This is a genomic window from Hyphomicrobium sp. (assembly GCF_036833075.1).
Classification (GTDB): Bacteria; Pseudomonadota; Alphaproteobacteria; order Rhizobiales; family Hyphomicrobiaceae; genus Hyphomicrobium_C.
Window position 1 is genome coordinate 13,210 of sequence record NZ_DAITQL010000001.1, and the last position, 17,740, is coordinate 30,949.

The 17,740-nt window shown below is 67.3% G+C and carries 18 protein-coding genes and 1 tRNA gene; 8 read left to right on the top strand and 11 right to left on the bottom strand.

The window, feature by feature from the left end; genetic code table 11:
* Positions 1-86 precede the first annotated feature (86 nt).
* Positions 87-1,529 carry a mannose-1-phosphate guanylyltransferase/mannose-6-phosphate isomerase gene (locus tag V7082_RS00075; RefSeq protein WP_334145294.1) on the bottom strand — a complete coding sequence of 481 codons (1,443 nt, stop codon included), beginning with the start codon at positions 1,527-1,529 and terminating at the stop codon, positions 87-89.
* A 250-nt stretch (positions 1,530-1,779) separates the two neighbouring features.
* Between V7082_RS00075 and V7082_RS00080 the strand changes: the two genes are divergently transcribed.
* The 4 genes from V7082_RS00080 to V7082_RS00095 all read left to right on the top strand — a co-directional run bounded on the left by V7082_RS00080 (position 1,780) and on the right by V7082_RS00095 (position 6,612).
* On the top strand, positions 1,780-3,750 hold the full coding sequence (locus V7082_RS00080; RefSeq protein ID WP_334145295.1) for a polysaccharide biosynthesis protein: 1,971 nt from the start codon (positions 1,780-1,782) through the stop codon (positions 3,748-3,750).
* Positions 3,751-3,974: 224 nt separating this feature from the next.
* On the top strand, positions 3,975-4,676 hold the full coding sequence (gene modB / locus V7082_RS00085) for a molybdate ABC transporter permease subunit (RefSeq protein ID WP_334145296.1): 702 nt from the start codon (positions 3,975-3,977) through the stop codon (positions 4,674-4,676).
* Positions 4,673-5,794, top strand: coding sequence for a molybdenum ABC transporter ATP-binding protein (modC, locus tag V7082_RS00090; RefSeq protein WP_334145297.1), 1,122 nt, complete (start codon positions 4,673-4,675; stop codon positions 5,792-5,794). The genes modB and modC overlap by 4 nt, the downstream gene beginning before the upstream one ends.
* Positions 5,791-6,612, top strand: a complete 822-nt coding sequence (locus V7082_RS00095) for a 3'(2'),5'-bisphosphate nucleotidase CysQ family protein (protein WP_334145299.1) — start codon at positions 5,791-5,793, stop codon at positions 6,610-6,612. Before modC ends, V7082_RS00095 begins: the two co-directional genes overlap by 4 nt.
* A 76-nt stretch (positions 6,613-6,688) precedes the next feature.
* Here the strand turns inward: V7082_RS00095 and V7082_RS00100 are convergent.
* The 3 genes from V7082_RS00100 to V7082_RS00110 all read right to left on the bottom strand — a co-directional run bounded on the left by V7082_RS00100 (position 6,689) and on the right by V7082_RS00110 (position 7,879).
* Positions 6,689-6,764: transfer RNA gene (locus tag V7082_RS00100), tRNA-Phe, on the bottom strand.
* Between the two features lie 115 nt (positions 6,765-6,879).
* Complete coding sequence (locus V7082_RS00105; protein WP_334145301.1) at positions 6,880-7,122, bottom strand: DNA gyrase inhibitor YacG; 243 nt, start codon at positions 7,120-7,122, stop codon at positions 6,880-6,882.
* Positions 7,123-7,132: 10 nt separating this feature from the next.
* Positions 7,133-7,879, bottom strand: coding sequence for a Maf-like protein (locus tag V7082_RS00110; protein ID WP_334145303.1), 747 nt, complete (start codon positions 7,877-7,879; stop codon positions 7,133-7,135).
* 250 nt (positions 7,880-8,129) lie between these two features.
* On the opposite strand from V7082_RS00110, the gene V7082_RS00115 reads away from it, so the two are divergent.
* Both V7082_RS00115 and V7082_RS00120 read left to right on the top strand, forming a co-directional pair.
* A complete protein-coding gene (locus V7082_RS00115; protein ID WP_334145304.1) occupies positions 8,130-8,825 on the top strand; it encodes a Crp/Fnr family transcriptional regulator in 696 nt (231 codons plus the stop codon).
* A 412-nt stretch (positions 8,826-9,237) separates the two neighbouring features.
* Entirely contained in the window at positions 9,238-10,572 is a 1,335-nt protein-coding gene (locus tag V7082_RS00120; RefSeq protein ID WP_334145305.1) for an adenylate/guanylate cyclase domain-containing protein, read from the top strand.
* Positions 10,573-10,578: 6 nt separating this feature from the next.
* On the opposite strand, the gene V7082_RS00125 is transcribed toward V7082_RS00120, so the two are convergent.
* The 5 genes from V7082_RS00125 to V7082_RS00145 form a co-directional block, all read right to left on the bottom strand.
* Positions 10,579-11,040 (bottom strand): arsenate-mycothiol transferase ArsC, encoded by a 462-nt coding sequence (locus V7082_RS00125; protein WP_334145307.1) that lies wholly within the window; start codon positions 11,038-11,040, stop codon positions 10,579-10,581.
* A 4-nt stretch (positions 11,041-11,044) separates the two neighbouring features.
* Positions 11,045-11,551: a UPF0262 family protein gene (locus V7082_RS00130; protein ID WP_334145309.1), complete on the bottom strand. Its 507-nt coding sequence runs from the start codon at positions 11,549-11,551 to the stop codon at positions 11,045-11,047.
* The gene (hisD, locus tag V7082_RS00135; protein WP_334145311.1) at positions 11,548-12,858 is read right to left on the bottom strand and encodes a histidinol dehydrogenase; all 1,311 of its coding nucleotides are present in this window, start codon (positions 12,856-12,858) and stop codon (positions 11,548-11,550) included. The genes V7082_RS00130 and hisD overlap by 4 nt, the downstream gene beginning before the upstream one ends.
* A 167-nt stretch (positions 12,859-13,025) precedes the next feature.
* A complete protein-coding gene (locus tag V7082_RS00140) occupies positions 13,026-13,466 on the bottom strand; it encodes a DUF2948 family protein (protein WP_334145312.1) in 441 nt (146 codons plus the stop codon).
* A gap of 232 nt (positions 13,467-13,698) precedes the next feature.
* Entirely contained in the window at positions 13,699-14,157 is a 459-nt protein-coding gene (locus V7082_RS00145) for a DUF992 domain-containing protein (protein ID WP_334145314.1), read from the bottom strand.
* 244 nt (positions 14,158-14,401) lie between these two features.
* Here V7082_RS00145 and V7082_RS00150 point away from each other — a divergent pair, with 244 nt between their 5' ends.
* Entirely contained in the window at positions 14,402-14,773 is a 372-nt protein-coding gene (locus V7082_RS00150) for a cyclic nucleotide-binding domain-containing protein (RefSeq protein ID WP_334145315.1), read from the top strand.
* A gap of 113 nt (positions 14,774-14,886) precedes the next feature.
* Here V7082_RS00150 and murA read toward each other — a convergent pair whose 3' ends face one another.
* Both murA and V7082_RS00160 read right to left on the bottom strand, forming a co-directional pair.
* Positions 14,887-16,179, bottom strand: coding sequence for a UDP-N-acetylglucosamine 1-carboxyvinyltransferase (gene murA, locus V7082_RS00155; RefSeq protein WP_334145317.1), 1,293 nt, complete (start codon positions 16,177-16,179; stop codon positions 14,887-14,889).
* A gap of 128 nt (positions 16,180-16,307) precedes the next feature.
* Positions 16,308-16,484 carry a hypothetical protein gene (locus V7082_RS00160; RefSeq protein WP_334145318.1) on the bottom strand — a complete coding sequence of 59 codons (177 nt, stop codon included), beginning with the start codon at positions 16,482-16,484 and terminating at the stop codon, positions 16,308-16,310.
* A gap of 215 nt (positions 16,485-16,699) precedes the next feature.
* Between V7082_RS00160 and bcsS the strand changes: the two genes are divergently transcribed.
* Complete coding sequence (gene bcsS, locus V7082_RS00165; RefSeq protein WP_334145321.1) at positions 16,700-17,584, top strand: cellulose biosynthesis protein BcsS; 885 nt, start codon at positions 16,700-16,702, stop codon at positions 17,582-17,584.
* Positions 17,585-17,740: the final 156 nt, after the last annotated feature.

The window sequence follows — 17,740 nt, forward strand, 5'->3', positions numbered from 1 at the left end:
CGCTTGGGTTGGCCACCCTCTCTTAGCGGCAACCCGCCTCTCTGCCAATGCAGCCCTCCCGGCGGTGCCGGCCGAGGGCCGGGTCGCTATTTGGTCTCCTCGGGCGAGCGGGCATAGACGTCGTCGCTGCGGATGATGTCGTCCTCGCCAAGATAGGCGCCGACCTGCACCTCGATGAGCTCGAGCGGGATCTTGCCGGGGTTCTCCAGCCGATGCCATTGCGTGGCGACGATATAGACGCTTTCGTTCTCCTGAACGAGGCTCTCCCGGCCGTCCACGGTCACTTTCGCCGTGCCCTGGACCACGACCCAGTGCTCGGAGCGGTGGTGATGCATTTGCAGCGAGAGCAGGCCGCCAGGCTTCACATGCAGCAGCTTGACCTGGAAGCGCGGCCCGATGTTGAGGGTCTCGAAGTAGCCCCACGGCCGGTGGGTGCGGATGTGCTGCTCGTGCTCGGTCCGGTTGGCCGCCTTGAGGCGGGAGACGATGCGCGACACGTCCTGCGCGCGCGATTTGTGGGCAACCAGCACGGTATCGGGCATGTCGACGATCACGAGATCCTCGACACCGATGGTCGAGACGAGTGCCCGCTCGCTGTGGATGTAGCAGTTGCGCGTGTCCTCGGTGAACGCGTCGCCGCGCACGACGTTGCCGTCGTCGTCGCGGGGCGCGATATCCCAGAGCGCCGACCAGGAGCCGAGGTCGCTCCACCCGATGTCGAGCGGGATCACGGCCGCCGCTTTGGTTTTTTCCATGACGGCATGGTCGACCGAAACGGAGGGGGCGGCGGCGAAAGCGCCGGCGTCGAGCCGCAGGAAGCCGAGATCGGCGACGGCCCCCGCGATGGCGCGCTCGGCAGCCTCGAGAACCTCGGGGGCGAGCCGGCCGAGCTCGCCCAGGATCACATCGGCACGGAAAACGAAAATGCCGCTGTTCCAGAGGTAGTCTCCGCTGGCGACATAGGTCTCCGCCGTTTCGCGGTCGGGTTTCTCGGCAAAGCGCGCAACGGCGAAGGCGCCGGTGTCGCCGGCGAGAGGCTCGCCCCGTCGGATATAGCCGTATCCGGTGTGCCCCTCGGTCGGGCGGATGCCGAACAGGACGATGTTTCCGCGCTGGGCGACCTCCGCGGCGCGCTGCACCTCCGCGCAAAACCGCTCCCCATCCCGGATCACATGGTCCGATGGCATGACGACGAGGACGGCCGAGGGGTCTTTGGCCGCCGCGTGGAGGGCCGCAATCGCGATCGCGGGCGCGGTATTGCGGCCCATGGGCTCGAGGAGGATCGCGGAGGGCGTGACGCCGACGCGCTCGCACTCCTCCTTCACAAGGAAACGGTGCGCGTTGTTGCAGATGAGGAGGGGAGGCGAAACGTCCCGACCGGCGGGAAGGCGCGCGAGCGTCGCGCCAAGCAGGCTTTCGCCGGGCGTCACGAGCCCGCGGATGAGCTGCTTGGGGTAACGGGCGCGCGAAACCGGCCACAGCCGGGTCCCGGAGCCGCCGGAGAGGATGACTGGGATGATGGTGGGCATGTCCGGAGGTTCTGGCAAGATCGAAATCGTCGAGATGACAAATGCTTATAGCCTGAAAGCGAAGCCGCCGGGGCGATAAGATGTCAAGCTTTTCGTTCGGGCTCGCGGCTATTGAAAAATTGTGAACAAATATTCCACGGCGTCGTACGCGTTGTCCGCTGGGTTTGGCATATATAATGCCACGCTCTGTCTTGGAGCAATGCAACATAGCTTGAGGGGACGCCGCTCAGAGGCGGAGGGAGTGTCGGGGTTGGCCGAGACAGCAGGGGGGATGCGACAGAGCTTTGCGCGGCTCCGCGATGGGCTCCTGGCGCTGCCGCGCCACGCAAAGCGCACGATCCTCGCCGTCGCGGACATGCTGCTGTTGACGGCAGTCCTTTGGGTGGCCGTGTCGTTGCGGTATCTCACGCCGTTCGTTCCCTCCGATCTCGGGTTCCTCTCGGCGGCCGTCTCCGGTCCTCTCCTGACGGTGGCCACCCTCTGGTATTTCGGCATCTATAAGAGCGTGACGCGCTTCATCGGGCGGCGCGCCAATGTCCGCATCCTGGCCGCCATCGGGTTGTCGGTTCTTTTCTGGACGCTCGCGCTCCTCATGCTCGGCCAGCACGCCATTCCACGATCGGCCATTGTCATCTACGCGGTCCTCGGCGCCGCCGCGATCCTGCTCTTCCGCCTCATCATCAAGCTGATGCTCGAAAGCAGCGGCATCACGTTCGTCGATGTCGGCCCCAAGAGACATCTGACGGCGGCGCTGATCTATGGGGCTGGCGAGCAAGGCATTGCGCTGTTGCGCGCGGTCAGGGCGGCTCGGAACCGTCGCGTCTTGGGCTTCGTCGATTCGTCGCCCGATCTCTGGCGCCAGTATGTAGGCGACCTCAAGGTGCATCCCCCGAGCTCGATGTCCCGCTTTGTCGAAGAGGACGCGGTCCGGGAGGTCCTGGTCGCGCTCCCCGCCGACCGACGGCGACGGGAGGTCCTAAAGGAGCTCGAGCGGTTCCCGGTCTCCGTCAAGATACTGCCGACCTACGAGGATGTCTCGTCGGGGCACGTCAGGTTGAACAGCCTGCGCGCCGTCGAGGTGGGTGATATTCTGGGCCGCGATGCGGTGCTGCCCGACGAGGACCTTCTGCAGCGCAATATCACCGGCAAGTCCGTCCTCGTGACCGGCGCGGGCGGCTCGATCGGCTCCGAGCTCGTCCGCCAGATCGTGGCCCTCGCGCCGCGCCGCGTCGTGTTGCTCGATATCTCGGAAAGCGCGCTCTACGACGTGGGGTTCGGCGCACGGCGCCTAAGCGGGACCGAGGCTGGATCCACCGACATAAGGATCGTGCTGGGGTCGACGGCGGACACGCGCCTGCTCGATGGGATCATCGTCGAGAACGGCATCGAGACCATCTATCACGCCGCGGCTTACAAGCACGTGCCGATCGTCGAGCAGAACCCGTTCTCCGGTCTCGAGAACAATGTTTTCGGCACCGTCACCGCCGCCGAGTGCGCACGCAGGCATGGTGTCGAGCGCTTCGTTCTCGTGTCCACCGACAAGGCCGTGCGCCCTGCCAATGTCATGGGAGCGAGCAAGCGGCTCGCGGAACTGGTGCTGCAGGCCGAGGCGGCCGACGAGAGCGGGTCCACGGTGTTCACGATGGTTCGCTTCGGCAACGTCCTCGAAAGCTCCGGCTCCGTCGTGCCGCTGTTCCGCCGGCAGATTGAGGCTGGCGGACCGATAACCGTCACGCATCCCGATGTGACGCGCTTCTTCATGTCGATTCCCGAGGCGGCCGAGCTCGTCATTCAGGCCGGTGCCATGGCCCACGGCGGCGAGGTCTTCGTGCTGCACATGGGGGAACCGGTGCGCATCGCCGATCTGGCGCGCCTGATGGTCCGCCTGTCGAACCTCGAGGTTCGCGACGAGACGAACCCTGACGGCGATATCGAGATCGCCTACATCGGATTGCGTCCCGGCGAGAAGCTTTACGAGGAGTTGCTGATCGGCGCTCACACCCAGATGACGGAGCACCCGCGCATCTTCAAGTCGGACGAGCCTTGCCTCTCGAAGGAAGAGCTCGCGGGCGAGCTCCGCCGTCTGAGGCAGGCGATCGACTTCAGGGACAGGGACGCCATTGACGCCGTGCTGATCCGCACCGTGGAAGGGTATCGGCCCTGCGAGACGGCCCGCGTGCGCGGGCCGGCGCTGGCCCCCCTCGGCGAGACGCTGCACTGACCGGCCGGACGTGGGCGCCCCAGACCGCCGCGGCCGATTTGCCATGGCGATCGTCCATACTGTTTGGCTATAACGCTCGGGGCCGGCCTGGACCATGACCGTTTTCGACCCCATCGCGTCGAAGCGTGAACCGCAGGTCTCATTGAAAGCTTAGGCGCGGTTTTCGATTGAGTGGAACGCGAACGCGCTCTCGTCTTTTCGTCGATCGCATCGGATGCGCAGGGATGTTTGAGGCAATCACGCCCGAAGAGATGGTTGCCATCAGGCTGTCGCTCCGGGTGGCGACCGTCGCCGTCGTCGCGAGCCTGCCGGTCGCCATCGCGGTCGCCTACCTGCTGTCGCGGGCGCGCTTCCGGGGCAAGATCCTGCTCGATGGCCTGGTCCATATGCCGCTTGTCCTGCCGCCGGTCGTTACCGGCTACGTGCTCCTGATCCTTTTCGGGCGCCGCGCCCCTTTGGGCATGTTTCTCGAGCAGACGTTCGGTATCGTGCTGTCATTCCGCTGGACGGGCGCGGCGCTGGCCGCCGCCGTCATGAGCTTTCCCCTGATGGTGCGAGCCATTCGCCTCGCCATGGACTCCATCGATCGCAGGAGCGAGGAGGCCGCGGCCACGCTTGGCGCCTCTCCGCTCTGGGTCTTCGCGACGGTGACGTTGCCGCTGGCGATACCGGGCATCGCCGCCGGCACGGTGCTGGCCTTCGCCAAGGCGCTGGGCGAGTTCGGCGCCACCATCACCTTCGTCTCGAACATTCCGGGCGAGACGCAGACCATCCCGGCGGCGATCTACACTTACACGCAGACGCCGGGCGGCGAGGCGGGCGCCTTTCGCCTGTCTCTGGTTGCGGCCGCGATCGCGTTCGCTGCGCTGATCGTTTCTGAGATCGTGGTGCGCCGCTCGGGGCAGGCGAGGGCGCACCTCGAATGATCAGCTTCTCGTGCCGCCTGTCCCGCTCCCGCTTCGTGCTCGAGGCGGATTTCGCCTATCCGGGCGGCTGCACGGCGCTGTTCGGCCCCTCCGGCTCCGGCAAGACGACCATCGCCAGGCTGATCGCCGGCATCGAGCGTCCGGATCGCGGCCGCATCGTCGTCGCCGACCACGTCGTGGTCGATACCGAAGCCGGCCTCTGGGAGCCTGCCCATCGCCGCCGCGTCGGGCTCGTCTTCCAGGACGGCCAGCTTCTGCCCCATCTCACCGTGCGCCAGAACCTCGCCTATGGGCGCTATTTCGCGCCTCGCGGGACGGGCCGGGTCGTCTTTGACGAGGTCGTGGACCTGCTTGGCATCGGCCACCTTTTGGCCGCGCGGCCTTTGACGCTGTCCGGCGGCGAGCGCCAGCGCGTCGCCATCGGGCGTGCGCTTCTCGCCGCGCCGCGCATCCTGGTCATGGACGAGCCGCTGGCGTCGCTCGACGCGGAGCGCAAGCACGAGATCCTGCCCTTCATCGAGCGCCTGCGCGACGATCTCGGACTGCCGATCGTCTACGTCTCCCATGCCGTCGAGGAGGTCGCCCGCCTCGCCACCCAGGTGGTGCGGCTGGCCGGCGGCCGCGTAGTGGCCAAGGGCACGCCCGTGGAGGTCTTCGCCTCGCAGGTGGCGGACGAAGCGCCCGATCGGCCGGAGACGGTCTCGTTCCTGTCCGGCCGTGTGATCCGCGAGATGCCCGAGTTCGCCATCTCGGTCATCGCCCATCCTGCAGGCGAGATCGTGATCCCGGCGCTGATGGGCCGGGCACGCGGCACCGTGCGCGTCGCGGTCCAGGGCGCCAACGTGACGCTCGCCACCGAGCGGCCAAGCCACCTCAGCGTGCGGACCGTGCTCGAAGGCCGCATCGCATCCGTGACCGCCGGAGCGGGCCCCGCCGGCGTCGTGACGGTCGACCTCGAGGGCGGCGACCGCCTCGCGGCCCATGTCACGCGCCATGCCATCTCGGACCTGGGACTCGTGGCGGGCAAGCAGGTTTTTGCGCTCGTGAAGGCGGTTGCCATTGACGAGCACGGTCTGGGGCGGTTCGATGGGCGGACAGCAAGCAAGGAGCAGGAATGACCGTCAAGCTCGATCTCGGCCCCGGATCCAGGGCTGAGGTCCTGAACGTGTTCACCGAGGCCGTATCGCGCGCCGGCGCGATCGTCCTCGCTCACCGCGCGAAAGGTTGCGCCGTCGAGACCAAGCCCGATCAGTCCCCCGTGACCGTCGCCGACCGCGAGTCGGAGGCCGAGATACTGGCGCACGTACGGGGCCTCTTGGGCGAGATCCCGTTCATCGCCGAGGAGTCCGTCGGCCGGGACCTCTCGGGTTTCGATCCGTCGCAGCCGTTCATCGTCGTCGATCCGATCGACGGCACGAAGGAGTTCATCGAGGGGCGCACGGAGTTTACCGTCAACCTGGCGCTGATCGAGAACCGCAGGCCGGTGCTCGGGGTCATCTACGCGCCGGCCCTCGAGATGCTGTACGTCGGCTGCGGCGGCGAGGCGTTCGGCGGCTGGCTGGATCCGGGCGAGCCGCTCGGCGCGCTGCGAGGCCGGCGTTCGCTGCGGTGTCGGGTGCCGGAGGAGAACCGCATCGTCGCCGTGGCGAGCCGCAAGCATCTCGATGTCGCAACGCGCGCCTACCTCGCCGATCTGCCCGGCGCCGAATGCATCTACCGCGGCTCGTCCATCAAGTTCTGCATCATTGCCGACGGGCAGGCGGACATCTATCCGCGGCTCGATCCGATCAGCGAGTGGGACACCGCGGCGGGGCAGGCCATTCTCGAAGCCGCGGGTGGGTCTCTCGAGGGTCTCGACGGCAAGCCCTTCGTCTACGGCAAGATCGAAACCGGCTTTCTCAACGCCGGCTTCATCGCCCGCGGACGGACGAGATGATCGACGCTGAAGCGCACCACAACGTCAGGCGCGCTGCTCAGTTGAAAAAATTTGAAAGGCAAGGAATTTGAAAGGGTGGTGCCCAGGGGCGGAATCGAACCACCGACACTGCGATTTTCAGTCGCATGCTCTACCAACTGAGCTACCTGGGCTTTCTGCTTGCGAGGCCGAGGTGCGCGACCGAGCCTGCCGTCAAAGCTCGGGCTTTATAGGGGGAAGCCCTCCGCCTGTCCAGCGTCACGGAAGCGATGTCCGGAAGGGCGCCGCCTAGCGCGGGTCGTCGTCAGGGAGAGCCCCGCGGTCGAGCCGGCCCGCCTCCTTGGCGAAGCCCTCGTCGCCGTCTTCGTCGGCATCCGGCTGGCCCCCTGCGATCACGTACCCGCCCGAGATCCAGCGGCCGAGGTCGATGTCGGCGCAGTGGCGCGAGCAGAACGGCCGCACCGCATGAACGGCCGGCTTGCCGCAGATCGGGCATTTTCCGCCAACGCTGTCACGCTTTTGTTCGGTCATGGACGGGGCCTCATTCGGCGTCGATTTCCGCCGCCCTGAGCCAGTTGAAGTGCACCGGGAAGCCCTCGCCGATGAGCAGGCTTACGACTTCCGTCAGCGGCAGGCCGACCACGTTCGTATACGAGCCGGTGATGGTGCGCACGAAGCAGCCGGCGAGCCCCTGGATCGCATAGCCGCCGGCCTTGCCGCGCCACTCCCTCGAGGCGATGTAGGCTTCGATCTCGGACTTTGAAAGGTGCTTGAAGCGCACGCGCGTGTCGACGATCCGCGTGCGGATACGATCGTCGGGCGTGATGAGGCAGACGCCGGTCAGCACGCGATGCGACCGCCCCGAAAGCCGCTCGAGCGTCGCGATCGCCTCCTCGATGTGCTCGGGCTTGCCGAAGACGCGCCGGCCGACCGAAACCACGGTGTCGGCCGCCAGCACGTAGGCGCCGGCGATGTCGAGATCGTTCGCGATCTGATCGCGCGCCGCCTCCGCCTTGGCGCGCGCGAGCCGCGCGGCGAGCGAGCGCGGCATCTCGGCGAGCCGCGGCGTTTCGTCGATGCTCGAGGGTCGGAGCGCGTCGGGCTCGATGCCGGCTTGCGCGAGCAGCGTCAGCCGGCGCGGGCTGGCGCTGGCCAGCACCAGCTTGGGGGCGTGCGGAGGACCTCCCTCGCGCGCACGTTCCCGGGCGAGCTCGCGCCGGAGTGTCTCGCGGCGCGGGCTGTCGGTGCGCTTGAAGGTGCTGAGGAAGGCGGCCTTGACGGAGCTCATGTCTGGGTGCCGGTTATATGCAACAAAGGAGCAAAGGGGGCGTCGGCAGGCGCGAAGACGGCACACCCGGGTGAGGCCCGTTCCGGTTCGGGGAGCGCGCGCCGCGACCGAAGCCGCGGGGGCGCCTCAGCCCCCCGAAAACGCGAGCGGAGAATGCAGAGAGCCCCTCCGAAAAGCAAGAAGCTCGTTGCCATTCGCGGCCGTTGCCGCGAAAATCACCGGACACCCCGCGATCGGCGCAGAGGACGGCATGATCTCCAGGGACGCGCTTCTCGAAATGCTCGGGCGGACGGCGCTGTTCGGTGCGCTCGAGGAGACCGACCGCCGGGCGGTGCTGCAGGAGATGCGCGAAACCTCCTTCGACGGCGGCCAGGCCATCTTTGCGCGCGGCGATCCCGGCCGCGACATCTACCTCGTCACGATCGGACGCGTGCGCCTCTCCGTGCTGACGCCCGAGGGCCGCGAGCTTTCGTTTGCGCACGCCGAGACGGGCCAGATCTTCGGCGAGATTGCCGTGCTCGACGGGGGCACGCGCAGCGCCGACGCGACGGCGGTCTCCAAGGTCTCGGCCCTGACGCTGTCGAAGCCCGCGCTGACGCGCCTGATCGAGCAGCGCGCCGTCGTGCGCGAGGCCATCGTCAAGTTCCTGTGCAACAGGGTGCGCGAGGCCGACCATCAGCTCGAGGGCATCGCGCTCTATCCGATCGAGATCCGGCTGGCGCGCTTCTTCCTGGCCGCGGCCCGTCAGAAAGGCGAGCTGACACCCGGCGCCAGGATCGTCATCGATCTGCCGATCTCGCAGAGCGAGCTGGCGCTGCTCATCGGCGCCAGCCGGCCAAAGGTCAATGCCGCCCTGTTGCTGCTCGAGGATGGCGGAGCCATCACGCGCAAGGATGGCCGTTTCACGTGCGACATCGACGAGCTCGACGCCATTGCTGGCGCATGACGCTCGTGTCCCGATTCCGAAGTTCGCTTGAGTTTGCGGCTAGGTTCCATAGCGAACGTCGGAATCATAAGGGACACGACGAAGCATGGACTTGCTTGAGCATTTTCCTACTATGTGGTTGCCGGTTCGTCTTAATAAATTGCTACAAATCAAAACCCTTGCGCGTCTTGCTACCCGATTCCATCGTATCGCAAGACGCTCTAGTGTGATTGAGATCGAGAAATTCGCTCGGGAGCACGCCGCTTGATATGGCGAATTTCTCGATCATCACCCGAGCCGGGGCCCCGTGTTCCCCCGATGACAGCGGCAACCGGACCGCGCGCGTAATGAGCGCCCGTCGCTCGCGCCATCAGACAAGGGCTCACGGCCCGGACGCTAGATCGCAAGCGATCGTGATTGGGGAGATTTGACCGTGCCGCGGCCGGACGAGCCCGGGACCGATCCTGCGAGCCGCCTCGCACGCGCGACCGCAAAGCTGGGCGCGTCGCTGCGCTTGGCGGCCCTGGGTCCGCTGCTTGCGCGCCTGGTCGAGGCCGGCACCCAGGGCTACCCGCCCGAAACCAAGCGCCGGCTCATGATCCTCAACATGATCGCCTACCTGATCGTGGTGACGACGCTGATCTACGGCCTGCAGCAGGCAGCGCTCGACTTCGATCGCTACCGGCCGATCGTCTATATCAATTTCGCGATCGTGGTCGTGGTCGCGGCCGTGCCCCTCATGCACCGCTTCGGATCGGTGGCGGCCGCTCTCCTGATCCTCGTCACCGAGTACGCAGCCCTCATCGCCTTCGTGTACTACCTCGGCCGCGAATCGGGGCTGCACATCCAGTACATCGCCTTTTCCGCGGGCGCCTTCGTCGTCCTCGGCCTCACGCGGCTGTGGCTCATCATCCCGGCCATCACCGCCGCGCTCGCCCTGCATCTTGCGAGCTGGTTCTGGTTCCCGCAGTCAGCGGCCGCCATTCCCGCGCCCCAGGACGTCCTCGATTCGCTCTACACGCAGGCGGCCGTCACCACCTTCGGCATCATATCGGCCGCGGTGTTCTACGCCTTCCGGCTCGCCGAGAACGCCAAGGCCGAGACCGAGGCGCTGCTGCGCAACATCCTGCCCGACACCATCGTCGAGCGCCTGAAGGCGAAGCCGGCCGAGCCTGTCGCCGACACCTTCGCTGAGGCCTCGATCCTGTTTGCGGACATCTCGGGCTTCGTGCCGCTTGCGCGACGCCTGGGGGCGGGCGAGACCGTGGCGCTGCTGAACACGCTCGTCTCCCTGTTCGACGACCTCGCCGAGCGTCATGGCGTGGAGAAGATCAAGACCATCGGCGACGCCTACATGGTCGCCTCCGGCGTGCCCGAACCGGCGCCGGACTTTGCGCACCGGCTCGCCCGCATGGCGCTCGCCATGCAGGACGCGGTCGCGGAGCTCTCAGCCCGGACGGGCTACGGCATTGACATGCGGATGGGGCTCGCCACCGGCCCGGTCATGGCCGGCGTCATCGGCCGCCGCAAGTTCAGCTACGATATCTGGGGCGATGCCGTGAACCTTGCGGCGCGGCTCGAAAGCACCTCCGTGCCGGGCCGGATCCACATCTGCCCCGCCTCGCACGCGCGGCTTGCCGGAGAGTTCGCGGTTGAGCCGCGCGGCCCGATCGAGATCAAGGGGCTCGGCCCGCAGAGCACGTGGTTCCTCCTCGCGGCGCGCTCGCCGCAGCAGCCCTCCTCCTCCCCGCAACGGGGCGGGCAATAGCGTAGCCTACACGCTGGGGCCGCCGGCGGCCGGCAGGAAGCGCGCCTTGATGCGCTGGAAGAGCGAGTCGCGGACGCTGCGATAGGCGGCCAGCACCTCGTCGCGGTCGGCGCACTCGGTGAGCGCGGTGGCGTCGGGCGTCGGCCAGTATTCGACCTTGGCCGGCATCAGGCGCGTCAGCTCGATGCCATGGTGGTGCGCCTCCGGCGAGAGCGTGACGATGAGATCGAACGTATCCGTCTCGTGCTCCTTGAGCGTCGTCGGCTCGTGGTCCGAGATGTCGATCCCGATCTCGTCCATCACCGCGACGGCATAGGGATCGGTGATCCCTGCCCGCACGCCCGCCGAGGAGACGTTTACGCGGTCGCCCATGAGGTGACGCAGGATCGCGGCGGCCATGGGGCTGCGTACGGCGTTGAGGGCGCACGCGAACAGCACCGTCTGAGGCCCGTCGCCCTCGCGTGACACGCGATCACCCCTTCCAATGCAGGGCCGAGATGAGGGTGAACAGGCGCCGCGCGGTGTCGAGATCGATCCGGATCTTGCCTTCGAGCCGGTCGATGAGAACGCGGCTCCCCTCGTCGTGAAGGCCGCGACGGCCGACGTCGATCGCCTGGATGCGCGAGGGCTGTGCCGAGCGGATCGCCTGGTAGTAGCCGTCGAGCACCAGGAAATAGTCCTTCATGATGCGCTTGAAGGGCGTGAGAGAAAGGTAGTGCGCGACGATCGGCTCCTCGGTCTCCGCCGCCGCGCTGAACACGGTCAGCGCCAGCCGGTCCTCGACGAGGCCGATCGAGAGTTTGTAAGGGCCTTCGTCGCGACCCTCGAGCTCGAACGTGTTGCCGTCGAGAAGGTCGTAGATCGCCACCTCGCGCTCGTGCTCGATGTTGGCGTTTCCGCGCGCGATCGAGGCGGGGTCGAGGACGATCTCGCTCAGCCGGTTTTTCGTCTCGACGGCCTCGTTTGCCGTATCGGTCATGCCGATCCCCCTTTCCCGGACAGCCGGACTTCGACCGACCGCCTGTGCGCTTCGAGCCCTTCGGCGCGCGCCAGCACCATGGCGGCGGGCGCGAGCGCGTCGAGGGAGCCCGCGTCGAGCTTGAGGATCGACGTGCGCTTCATGAAGTCGAGCACGCCGAGCCCCGAGGAGAAGCGCGCGCTGCGCGCCGTCGGCAGCACGTGGTTGGGTCCTGCCACGTAGTCGCCGATCGCCTCGGGCGTGTACGTGCCGAGGAACAGCGCTCCCGCGTTGCGGATCCTGGCCGCGAGCGCGTCGGGATCGCGGGTCGCGATCTCGAGGTGCTCGGCCGCGATGCGGTCGGCCAGCGGCGGGGCCTCCGCCTCGAGCGAGGAGACGAGGATGATGGCGCCGAAGTCGCGCCAGCTCGCCCCGGCGATGTCGGCCTTGGGCAGCTGCTGCACCTGGCGCTCAACCGCCGCGGCGACGGCGTCGGCGAAGGCGGCATCGTCGGTAAGCAGGATCGACTGGGCGGCCGTGTCGTGCTCAGCCTGCGCCAGAAGGTCGGCGGCGATCCAGTCGGGATCGTTGTGCCTGTCGGCAATGACGAGCACCTCCGACGGCCCGGCGATGCTGTCGATGCCGACGGTGCCGAATACCTGCCGCTTGGCCGCGGCCACATAGGCGTTGCCCGGCCCGACGATCTTGGCGACCGGCCGGATGGTGTCCGTGCCGTAGGCGAGCGCCGCGATGCTCTGCGCGCCGCCGACGCGATAGATCTCGGAGACGCCGGCGAGCCTGGCGGCGGCGAGCACGAGCGGATTGAGCTGGCCTTTGGGGGCCGGCACGGCGATGACGAGCCGCTCGACGCCCGCGACTTTGGCCGGGACCGCGTTCATCAGCACCGAGCTCGGATAGGACGCGAGGCCGCCGGGCACGTAGAGGCCGGCCGATTCCACCGCCGTCCACCGGTGCCCGAGAGTGGCGCCCGCGCTGTCCCGGTAGGTCTCGCTCGACGGCAGGTGGCGCGCATGATGGTCCGCGATCCGCTCGCGGGCGAAGGCGAGCGCTTCGAGCGTCTCGGGGCTGCACGCCCGCACGGCGTCCTCGACCTCGCGCTCCGTGACGCGGAGGCCGATCGCGCCGAGGTCGACCTGGTCGAATTTCAGCGAAAGATCGATGAGAGCCCGGTCGCCGCGCGCCCGCACGTCCGCGATGATGGCACGCACGGCCTGGTCCACGTCGTCGGACGTCTCCCGCTTGGTGGCGAGAAAGGCGTCGAACAGCTGCGCGAAGGCAGGATCGGATGTCGAAAGCCGCTGAGGCATTTGAAGCTCCGGTGGCGAGCCCCCCGGGGCTCCGTCGAATGGGCCCCTTATAGGCGAGGGTCGCCCGCCGCGAAAGCGCACAGGCGTCACAGAAAGCCCCCATGCGTCAGGATGTTCCGCCGGCTGCACGGGCCGCCTCGGGGAAGACGGCGGGAGGTGCCGCTTCGTCAGTCGCCCGCGTGCTCGGGCTTGCGCGCGGTGGCCCAGGCGGCGCCGAGGTCGGAGAGCGCCGCCTCGATGCACTCGACGTCGAGCCGCACCGCCCCGCCGCCCGCCAGCGTGATCGTGATCGTGCCGTGGGGCGCTTCGCGGGGCGCGAAGGTCAGCGTCAGGAGCGAGAGCACCTGATCCTTCTTGGTGAGGTCGATCCCCTGCACCTGCGCTTTGAGGACGTGTTCGAAGCGCACCCCGGACCGCTTGCGTACGAAGGCATCGCCCGAGCCCGTCTTGGCGGCATGGTCCCAGTCGAAGCGGTTGACGACGATCGCGAAGCGCCGGTCCCCCTTGAGGTAAGCCATGTCTTCGATACGCAGCACGGCGTCCTGGAGGTGCGCCGCGATGACGGCGAGGTCCTCGGCATCGAGGGCGATGAGCTTGAGATCGGACATGGGGCTTCCCGTTCTGGTATGGCTGGCAGGCAGCCTGAGCCCGTGACCTTATGCGAGGGAGCAGCGATGAGCCAGGGCTGGCCAACGGACAGGAAAATTGCCGGGCGCGCTGCCGTCTGCACGCGGTTCTAGGCCGCCCTTAGCTAGGTTGGGCGGCCCGATCCGGCTCACACCGGACGGCACACGCGCGGGATCTTTCGCGCCGATGCCCGTCCGATCATGAGGTCATGGCCTAACGCAGGGACAGTTCCGCCACGCCGACGGCGAGGTTGATTCCCGTCTGTCCCTGGATGCTCACCGGCTGCAGCGCGATCGTGTTCTGGGAGCCGCCGAGCAGCACCTTCGCCCCGCCCCCGATGCCGATCGCGGCATCCGCGGTCGCGCCCACGTAGTTCCCTCTCAGCCCGCCTTTCACCACCTCGGAGGGGGCCAGCACGGTCCAGATCATCGTGCTCTCGCCCGTGACGCCGACATCGAGGCCGATGCGGGTGATCGAGGCCGTGTAGCGCTCCGACCTGTTGGAGAGCGACACGTACTTGCAGTCGTAGGATTTCTTGGAGCCGAGGATGAGCCCGACGCCGGCGCCGCCGGTGCAGGTCAGCGTTCCGGCTTTGACCTTGGTCTGCGCGAAGGCCGGAGCGGTGACGACGAGCGCCGCGAGCGCCGCGAACGTTGCGGCCGTTTTTTTCATGATGGTCTCCCGATCTTGGCAGGTTTGCGCCTGTCCCGTCGCACGCCCGACAGCCCGACAGGGTTAACGTCTTGATGCGTCTCGAATTGCCTTGAAATATAAATATGACCGGAGACGGGCGGCCCGGAAAATCCACATCGGATCTTGGCGCGGGTGTGGCCGGCGCATCCGCCACCCCCCCGCGACAGACGGCGCCCGCCCGCGCTATAGTTATTCCCGAGGTGATGAGAGGCCGAGGCCGGACATGATGGCGACGCCGTTCGATTTCGACTTCCTGGAGCGGTTCAGGATCCCGTTGAAGCGGTTTACTGCCGGGGAGAAGATCTTCCTCGAGGAGGATCCGGGCGACTGCATGTATCTCGTGGTCGAGGGCAAGGTCAGCATCGTCACCTACGGCACCGTGCTCGAGAACGTCGGCCTGCACGGGATCTTCGGTGAGTTGGCCTTGATCGACAACGCGCCCCGCTCGGCCGCCGCCCTTGCGGCCGAGGCGACGGAGGTCGCGTTGATAGACCGCGACACGTTCCTGGAGCTCGTGCGCCACAATCCCGCGTTCTCGCTCTACGTGATGCGCCAGCTCGCGACCCGCATCCGCCGCATGAACAAGAGCCTGTGACGGCGCGCGCCTAGAGCATTTTCCGACGAAGTGGATGCCGGTTCGTCGTAAGAAAATGCGACCAATCAAAAACCTAGAGCGTCCGATCCGATTCCATCGGATCGCAAGACGCTCTAGCCCGCCGTCAGCCGCTCGATCCTGGCCCCGCACCGCGAGAGCTTTTCTTCGAGACGCTCGAAGCCGCGGTCGAGGTGGTAGACGCGGTTGATCATCGTCTCGCCCTCGGCCATGAGGCCGGCGATGACGAGCGACACCGACGCGCGCAGGTCGGTCGCCATGACGGGGGCGCCGGTCAGGCTCTTGACGCCCCGGATCGTCGCCGTGTCGCCGTGCAGCTTGATGTCGGCCCCGAGGCGCGCCAGCTCCTGCACGTGCATGAAGCGGTTCTCGAAGATCGTTTCGCGGATCACGCTGGTGCCGTGCGCGCGCGTCATGAGCGCCATGAGCTGGGCCTGAAGATCCGTCGGGAAGCCCGGGAACGGCTGCGTTTCCACGTCCACCGGCTCGAGCCCGTTGCCGTTGCGCGTGATGCGCACGCCGTTGGCGGTGTCGGTGATCGATGCGCCGGTCTGGGCGAGCGTCTCGAACGCCGTCTTGAGGAGATCGCGCCGCGTGCCTTCGAGCACCACGTCGCCGCCCGTCGCCGCCACCGCGAACGCGAACGTCCCCGTCTCGATGCGGTCCGGCAGCACCGTGTGCACCGCGCCTTCGAGCTGCGACCTGCCCTGGATGCGGAGCGTCGAGGTGCCGATGCCCTCGATCTCGGCGCCCATCTTGACGAGGCACGATGCGACGTCGCCGACCTCGGGCTCGCGCGCCGCGTTCTCGATCAGGGTCTCGCCCTTCGCAAGCGCCGCCGCCAGGAGCGCATTGTGCGTCGCGCCGACCGAGACCTTCGGGAAGACGATGTGCCCGCCGGAAAGCCCCTTGGGCGCGCGCGCGATGACGTAGCCGCCATCGATCTCGATCTCCGCCCCGAGGTCGCGCAGGGCGGCGAGGTGGAGGTCGACGGGCCGCGTGCCGATGGCGCACCCGCCGGGCAGCGAGACTTTCGCCTGCCCCATGCGGGCCAACAGCGGCCCCAGCACCCAGAAGCTCGCCCGCATGCGCGAGACGAGCTCATAAGGAGCGGTCGTGTCGGAGATGTCGCGCGCGGTGAGGTGGAATGTCTCGCCGAGATGAGGCGTGCCGCCGGAGCGTTTGCCGTCGACGGCGAGATCGACGCCGTGATTGCGCAGGATGCGCGCGAGCAGGTTCACGTCGGCGAGGTTCGGCACGTTCTTGAGCGTCAGCCGGTCTTCCGTGAGCAGCGACGCGATCATGAGCGGAAGCGCGGCGTTCTTGGCGCCGGAGATCGGGATCGAGCCGTTGAGCCGCTCGCCGCCGACGATCTTGATGCGATCCATGGATGGTCGAAGCCTTTGCGAGAGGTGGCGGGGCACGGAAAGCCCCGGGGCGGGCGAGGGGCGAATCCGCTGCCCGACGCGTGAGGGAGATCCTTAAGCGCTTCCCTGCGGGAAGTGCAATTTGAAGTTCATGACGCCGTCTCGTCGCGCGCCGGCCTCTCCGCCGGAGGGACGGCAGCCGGGGCGTCGTCGGCGCTTGCGCGGGCCCGCTTGGCCCGGACCAGCGCCTTGCGCCGCGCGAGGTTCTCGCGCAGCGCCTTGGCGAGGCGGTCTTCCCTGCTCGGGGGCGGTGGCTTGGCGCTCATGGCGATCGGTCTCGGCGTTGGGATGGGATTGGCCGCACGCCAAGCGTGCGGTTGCTTCGGCGCTACGCGGCGCAAGTGAATCAATCGAGAATAGATATTCACATATCGGAGCAACCTGAAATGGAGCGAACGAAGTTCATTATACGTCGTTATTGACAGGATGACGGTTAACCATTTCGCTTGATGCCTGCACAACCTGCGTGTGGGCGTGCGTCATGGCGAAGGTATGGCGTCTTGTTGGGGGCGAGGGGCGCCGGCGCAGTAGCGCGTGGCACGCGTCCGCTGCAGCCCTGGCCGCCGTCGCGGGGCACGGCTCCGTAGCGACGGCGAACGCGGGGGACGAGCCGGCAAGCGGACGGGAGATATGGGCGGGCGCCGATGTCTCGGAGAACGTCTGGCTCGTTTATTCGGGCGTCACGCTCGCGCCGTGGAGCGGCATTCACGACGATGGCTGGCGGTTTCGCGCGGCCGGCGGATACGGCGCCTACAAGTACGATTCGACGATCTGGGATACGACCCTTCATGACACGCGCCAGCAACGCTTCGAGGCGCGCACCTATAATGCGGACATCCTGGTCGGCTATCTGAAGCGCTTCGGCCCGCTCACCGCCAAGGGCTTTGTCGGCGCCTCCATGATCAGCCACGACATCGAGCCGTTGGACGAGCAGGCCGTGGCCTTTGGCGACGAGGTCGGCGTCAAGGGCGTCGTCGAGCTGTGGCTCAACATCGGCGAACGCGCCTGGGGCTCGCTCGATCTGTCGTGGGCCTCCGCACACGAGACGCGCGCCGCCCATGCGCGTCTCGGCTACCGCGTCTGGCCCGCGCTCTCGCTCGGCGTGGAAGGCGCGGTCAATATCGATGCCCAGGCCGAATGTCGCGTGAACGGCACCCATACGTCGCGCTGCAACCTGTTGTCCGAGGAGATCGACCGGGCCGAGCTTCTCGACTATGCCCGCGGCGGCGTTTTCGCGCGCTACGAATGGGGCACGGGCGAAGTGTCCCTCTCTGCCGGCGTGCTTGGCGGGTCCTTCGGGAGCGGACGTCACGACGACACCGACGTCGCGCCCTACGTGACGTTCAACTGGCTGACCCAGTTCTAAGCCTTCGCCGTATTAGATTAATACATTGTTATTATTCAGAATATTCCGAATGGCGGAGGTTGTTGCGCCGCCGTCGGCGGCGCATCGACTTGACGCGACCACAATTCATCGCCACAAAAAGAACGATTGTTCGTTTTGTTTCCTGGGTGACAGCGT

What these genes read in the sequence shown, in the direction of transcription:
- V7082_RS00150 (WP_334145315.1), top strand. Translation starts at nt 14,402, where the DNA reads ATGATGGCGACGCCGTTCGATTTCGACTTCCTGGAGCGGTTCAGGATC.
- modB (WP_334145296.1), top strand. Translation starts at nt 3,975, where the DNA reads ATGTTTGAGGCAATCACGCCCGAAGAGATGGTTGCCATCAGGCTGTCG.
- V7082_RS00115 (WP_334145304.1), top strand. Translation starts at nt 8,130, where the DNA reads ATGATCTCCAGGGACGCGCTTCTCGAAATGCTCGGGCGGACGGCGCTG.
- V7082_RS00105 (WP_334145301.1), bottom strand. Translation starts at nt 7,122, where the DNA reads ATGACCGAACAAAAGCGTGACAGCGTTGGCGGAAAATGCCCGATCTGC.
- hisD (WP_334145311.1), bottom strand. Translation starts at nt 12,858, where the DNA reads ATGCCTCAGCGGCTTTCGACATCCGATCCTGCCTTCGCGCAGCTGTTC.
- V7082_RS00140 (WP_334145312.1), bottom strand. Translation starts at nt 13,466, where the DNA reads ATGTCCGATCTCAAGCTCATCGCCCTCGATGCCGAGGACCTCGCCGTC.
- V7082_RS00130 (WP_334145309.1), bottom strand. Translation starts at nt 11,551, where the DNA reads ATGACCGATACGGCAAACGAGGCCGTCGAGACGAAAAACCGGCTGAGC.
- V7082_RS00075 (WP_334145294.1), bottom strand. Translation starts at nt 1,529, where the DNA reads ATGCCCACCATCATCCCAGTCATCCTCTCCGGCGGCTCCGGGACCCGG.
- V7082_RS00110 (WP_334145303.1), bottom strand. Translation starts at nt 7,879, where the DNA reads ATGAGCTCCGTCAAGGCCGCCTTCCTCAGCACCTTCAAGCGCACCGAC.
- V7082_RS00160 (WP_334145318.1), bottom strand. Translation starts at nt 16,484, where the DNA reads ATGAGCGCCAAGCCACCGCCCCCGAGCAGGGAAGACCGCCTCGCCAAG.
- bcsS (WP_334145321.1), top strand. Translation starts at nt 16,700, where the DNA reads ATGGCGAAGGTATGGCGTCTTGTTGGGGGCGAGGGGCGCCGGCGCAGT.
- V7082_RS00145 (WP_334145314.1), bottom strand. Translation starts at nt 14,157, where the DNA reads ATGAAAAAAACGGCCGCAACGTTCGCGGCGCTCGCGGCGCTCGTCGTC.
- V7082_RS00095 (WP_334145299.1), top strand. Translation starts at nt 5,791, where the DNA reads ATGACCGTCAAGCTCGATCTCGGCCCCGGATCCAGGGCTGAGGTCCTG.
- murA (WP_334145317.1), bottom strand. Translation starts at nt 16,179, where the DNA reads ATGGATCGCATCAAGATCGTCGGCGGCGAGCGGCTCAACGGCTCGATC.
- modC (WP_334145297.1), top strand. Translation starts at nt 4,673, where the DNA reads ATGATCAGCTTCTCGTGCCGCCTGTCCCGCTCCCGCTTCGTGCTCGAG.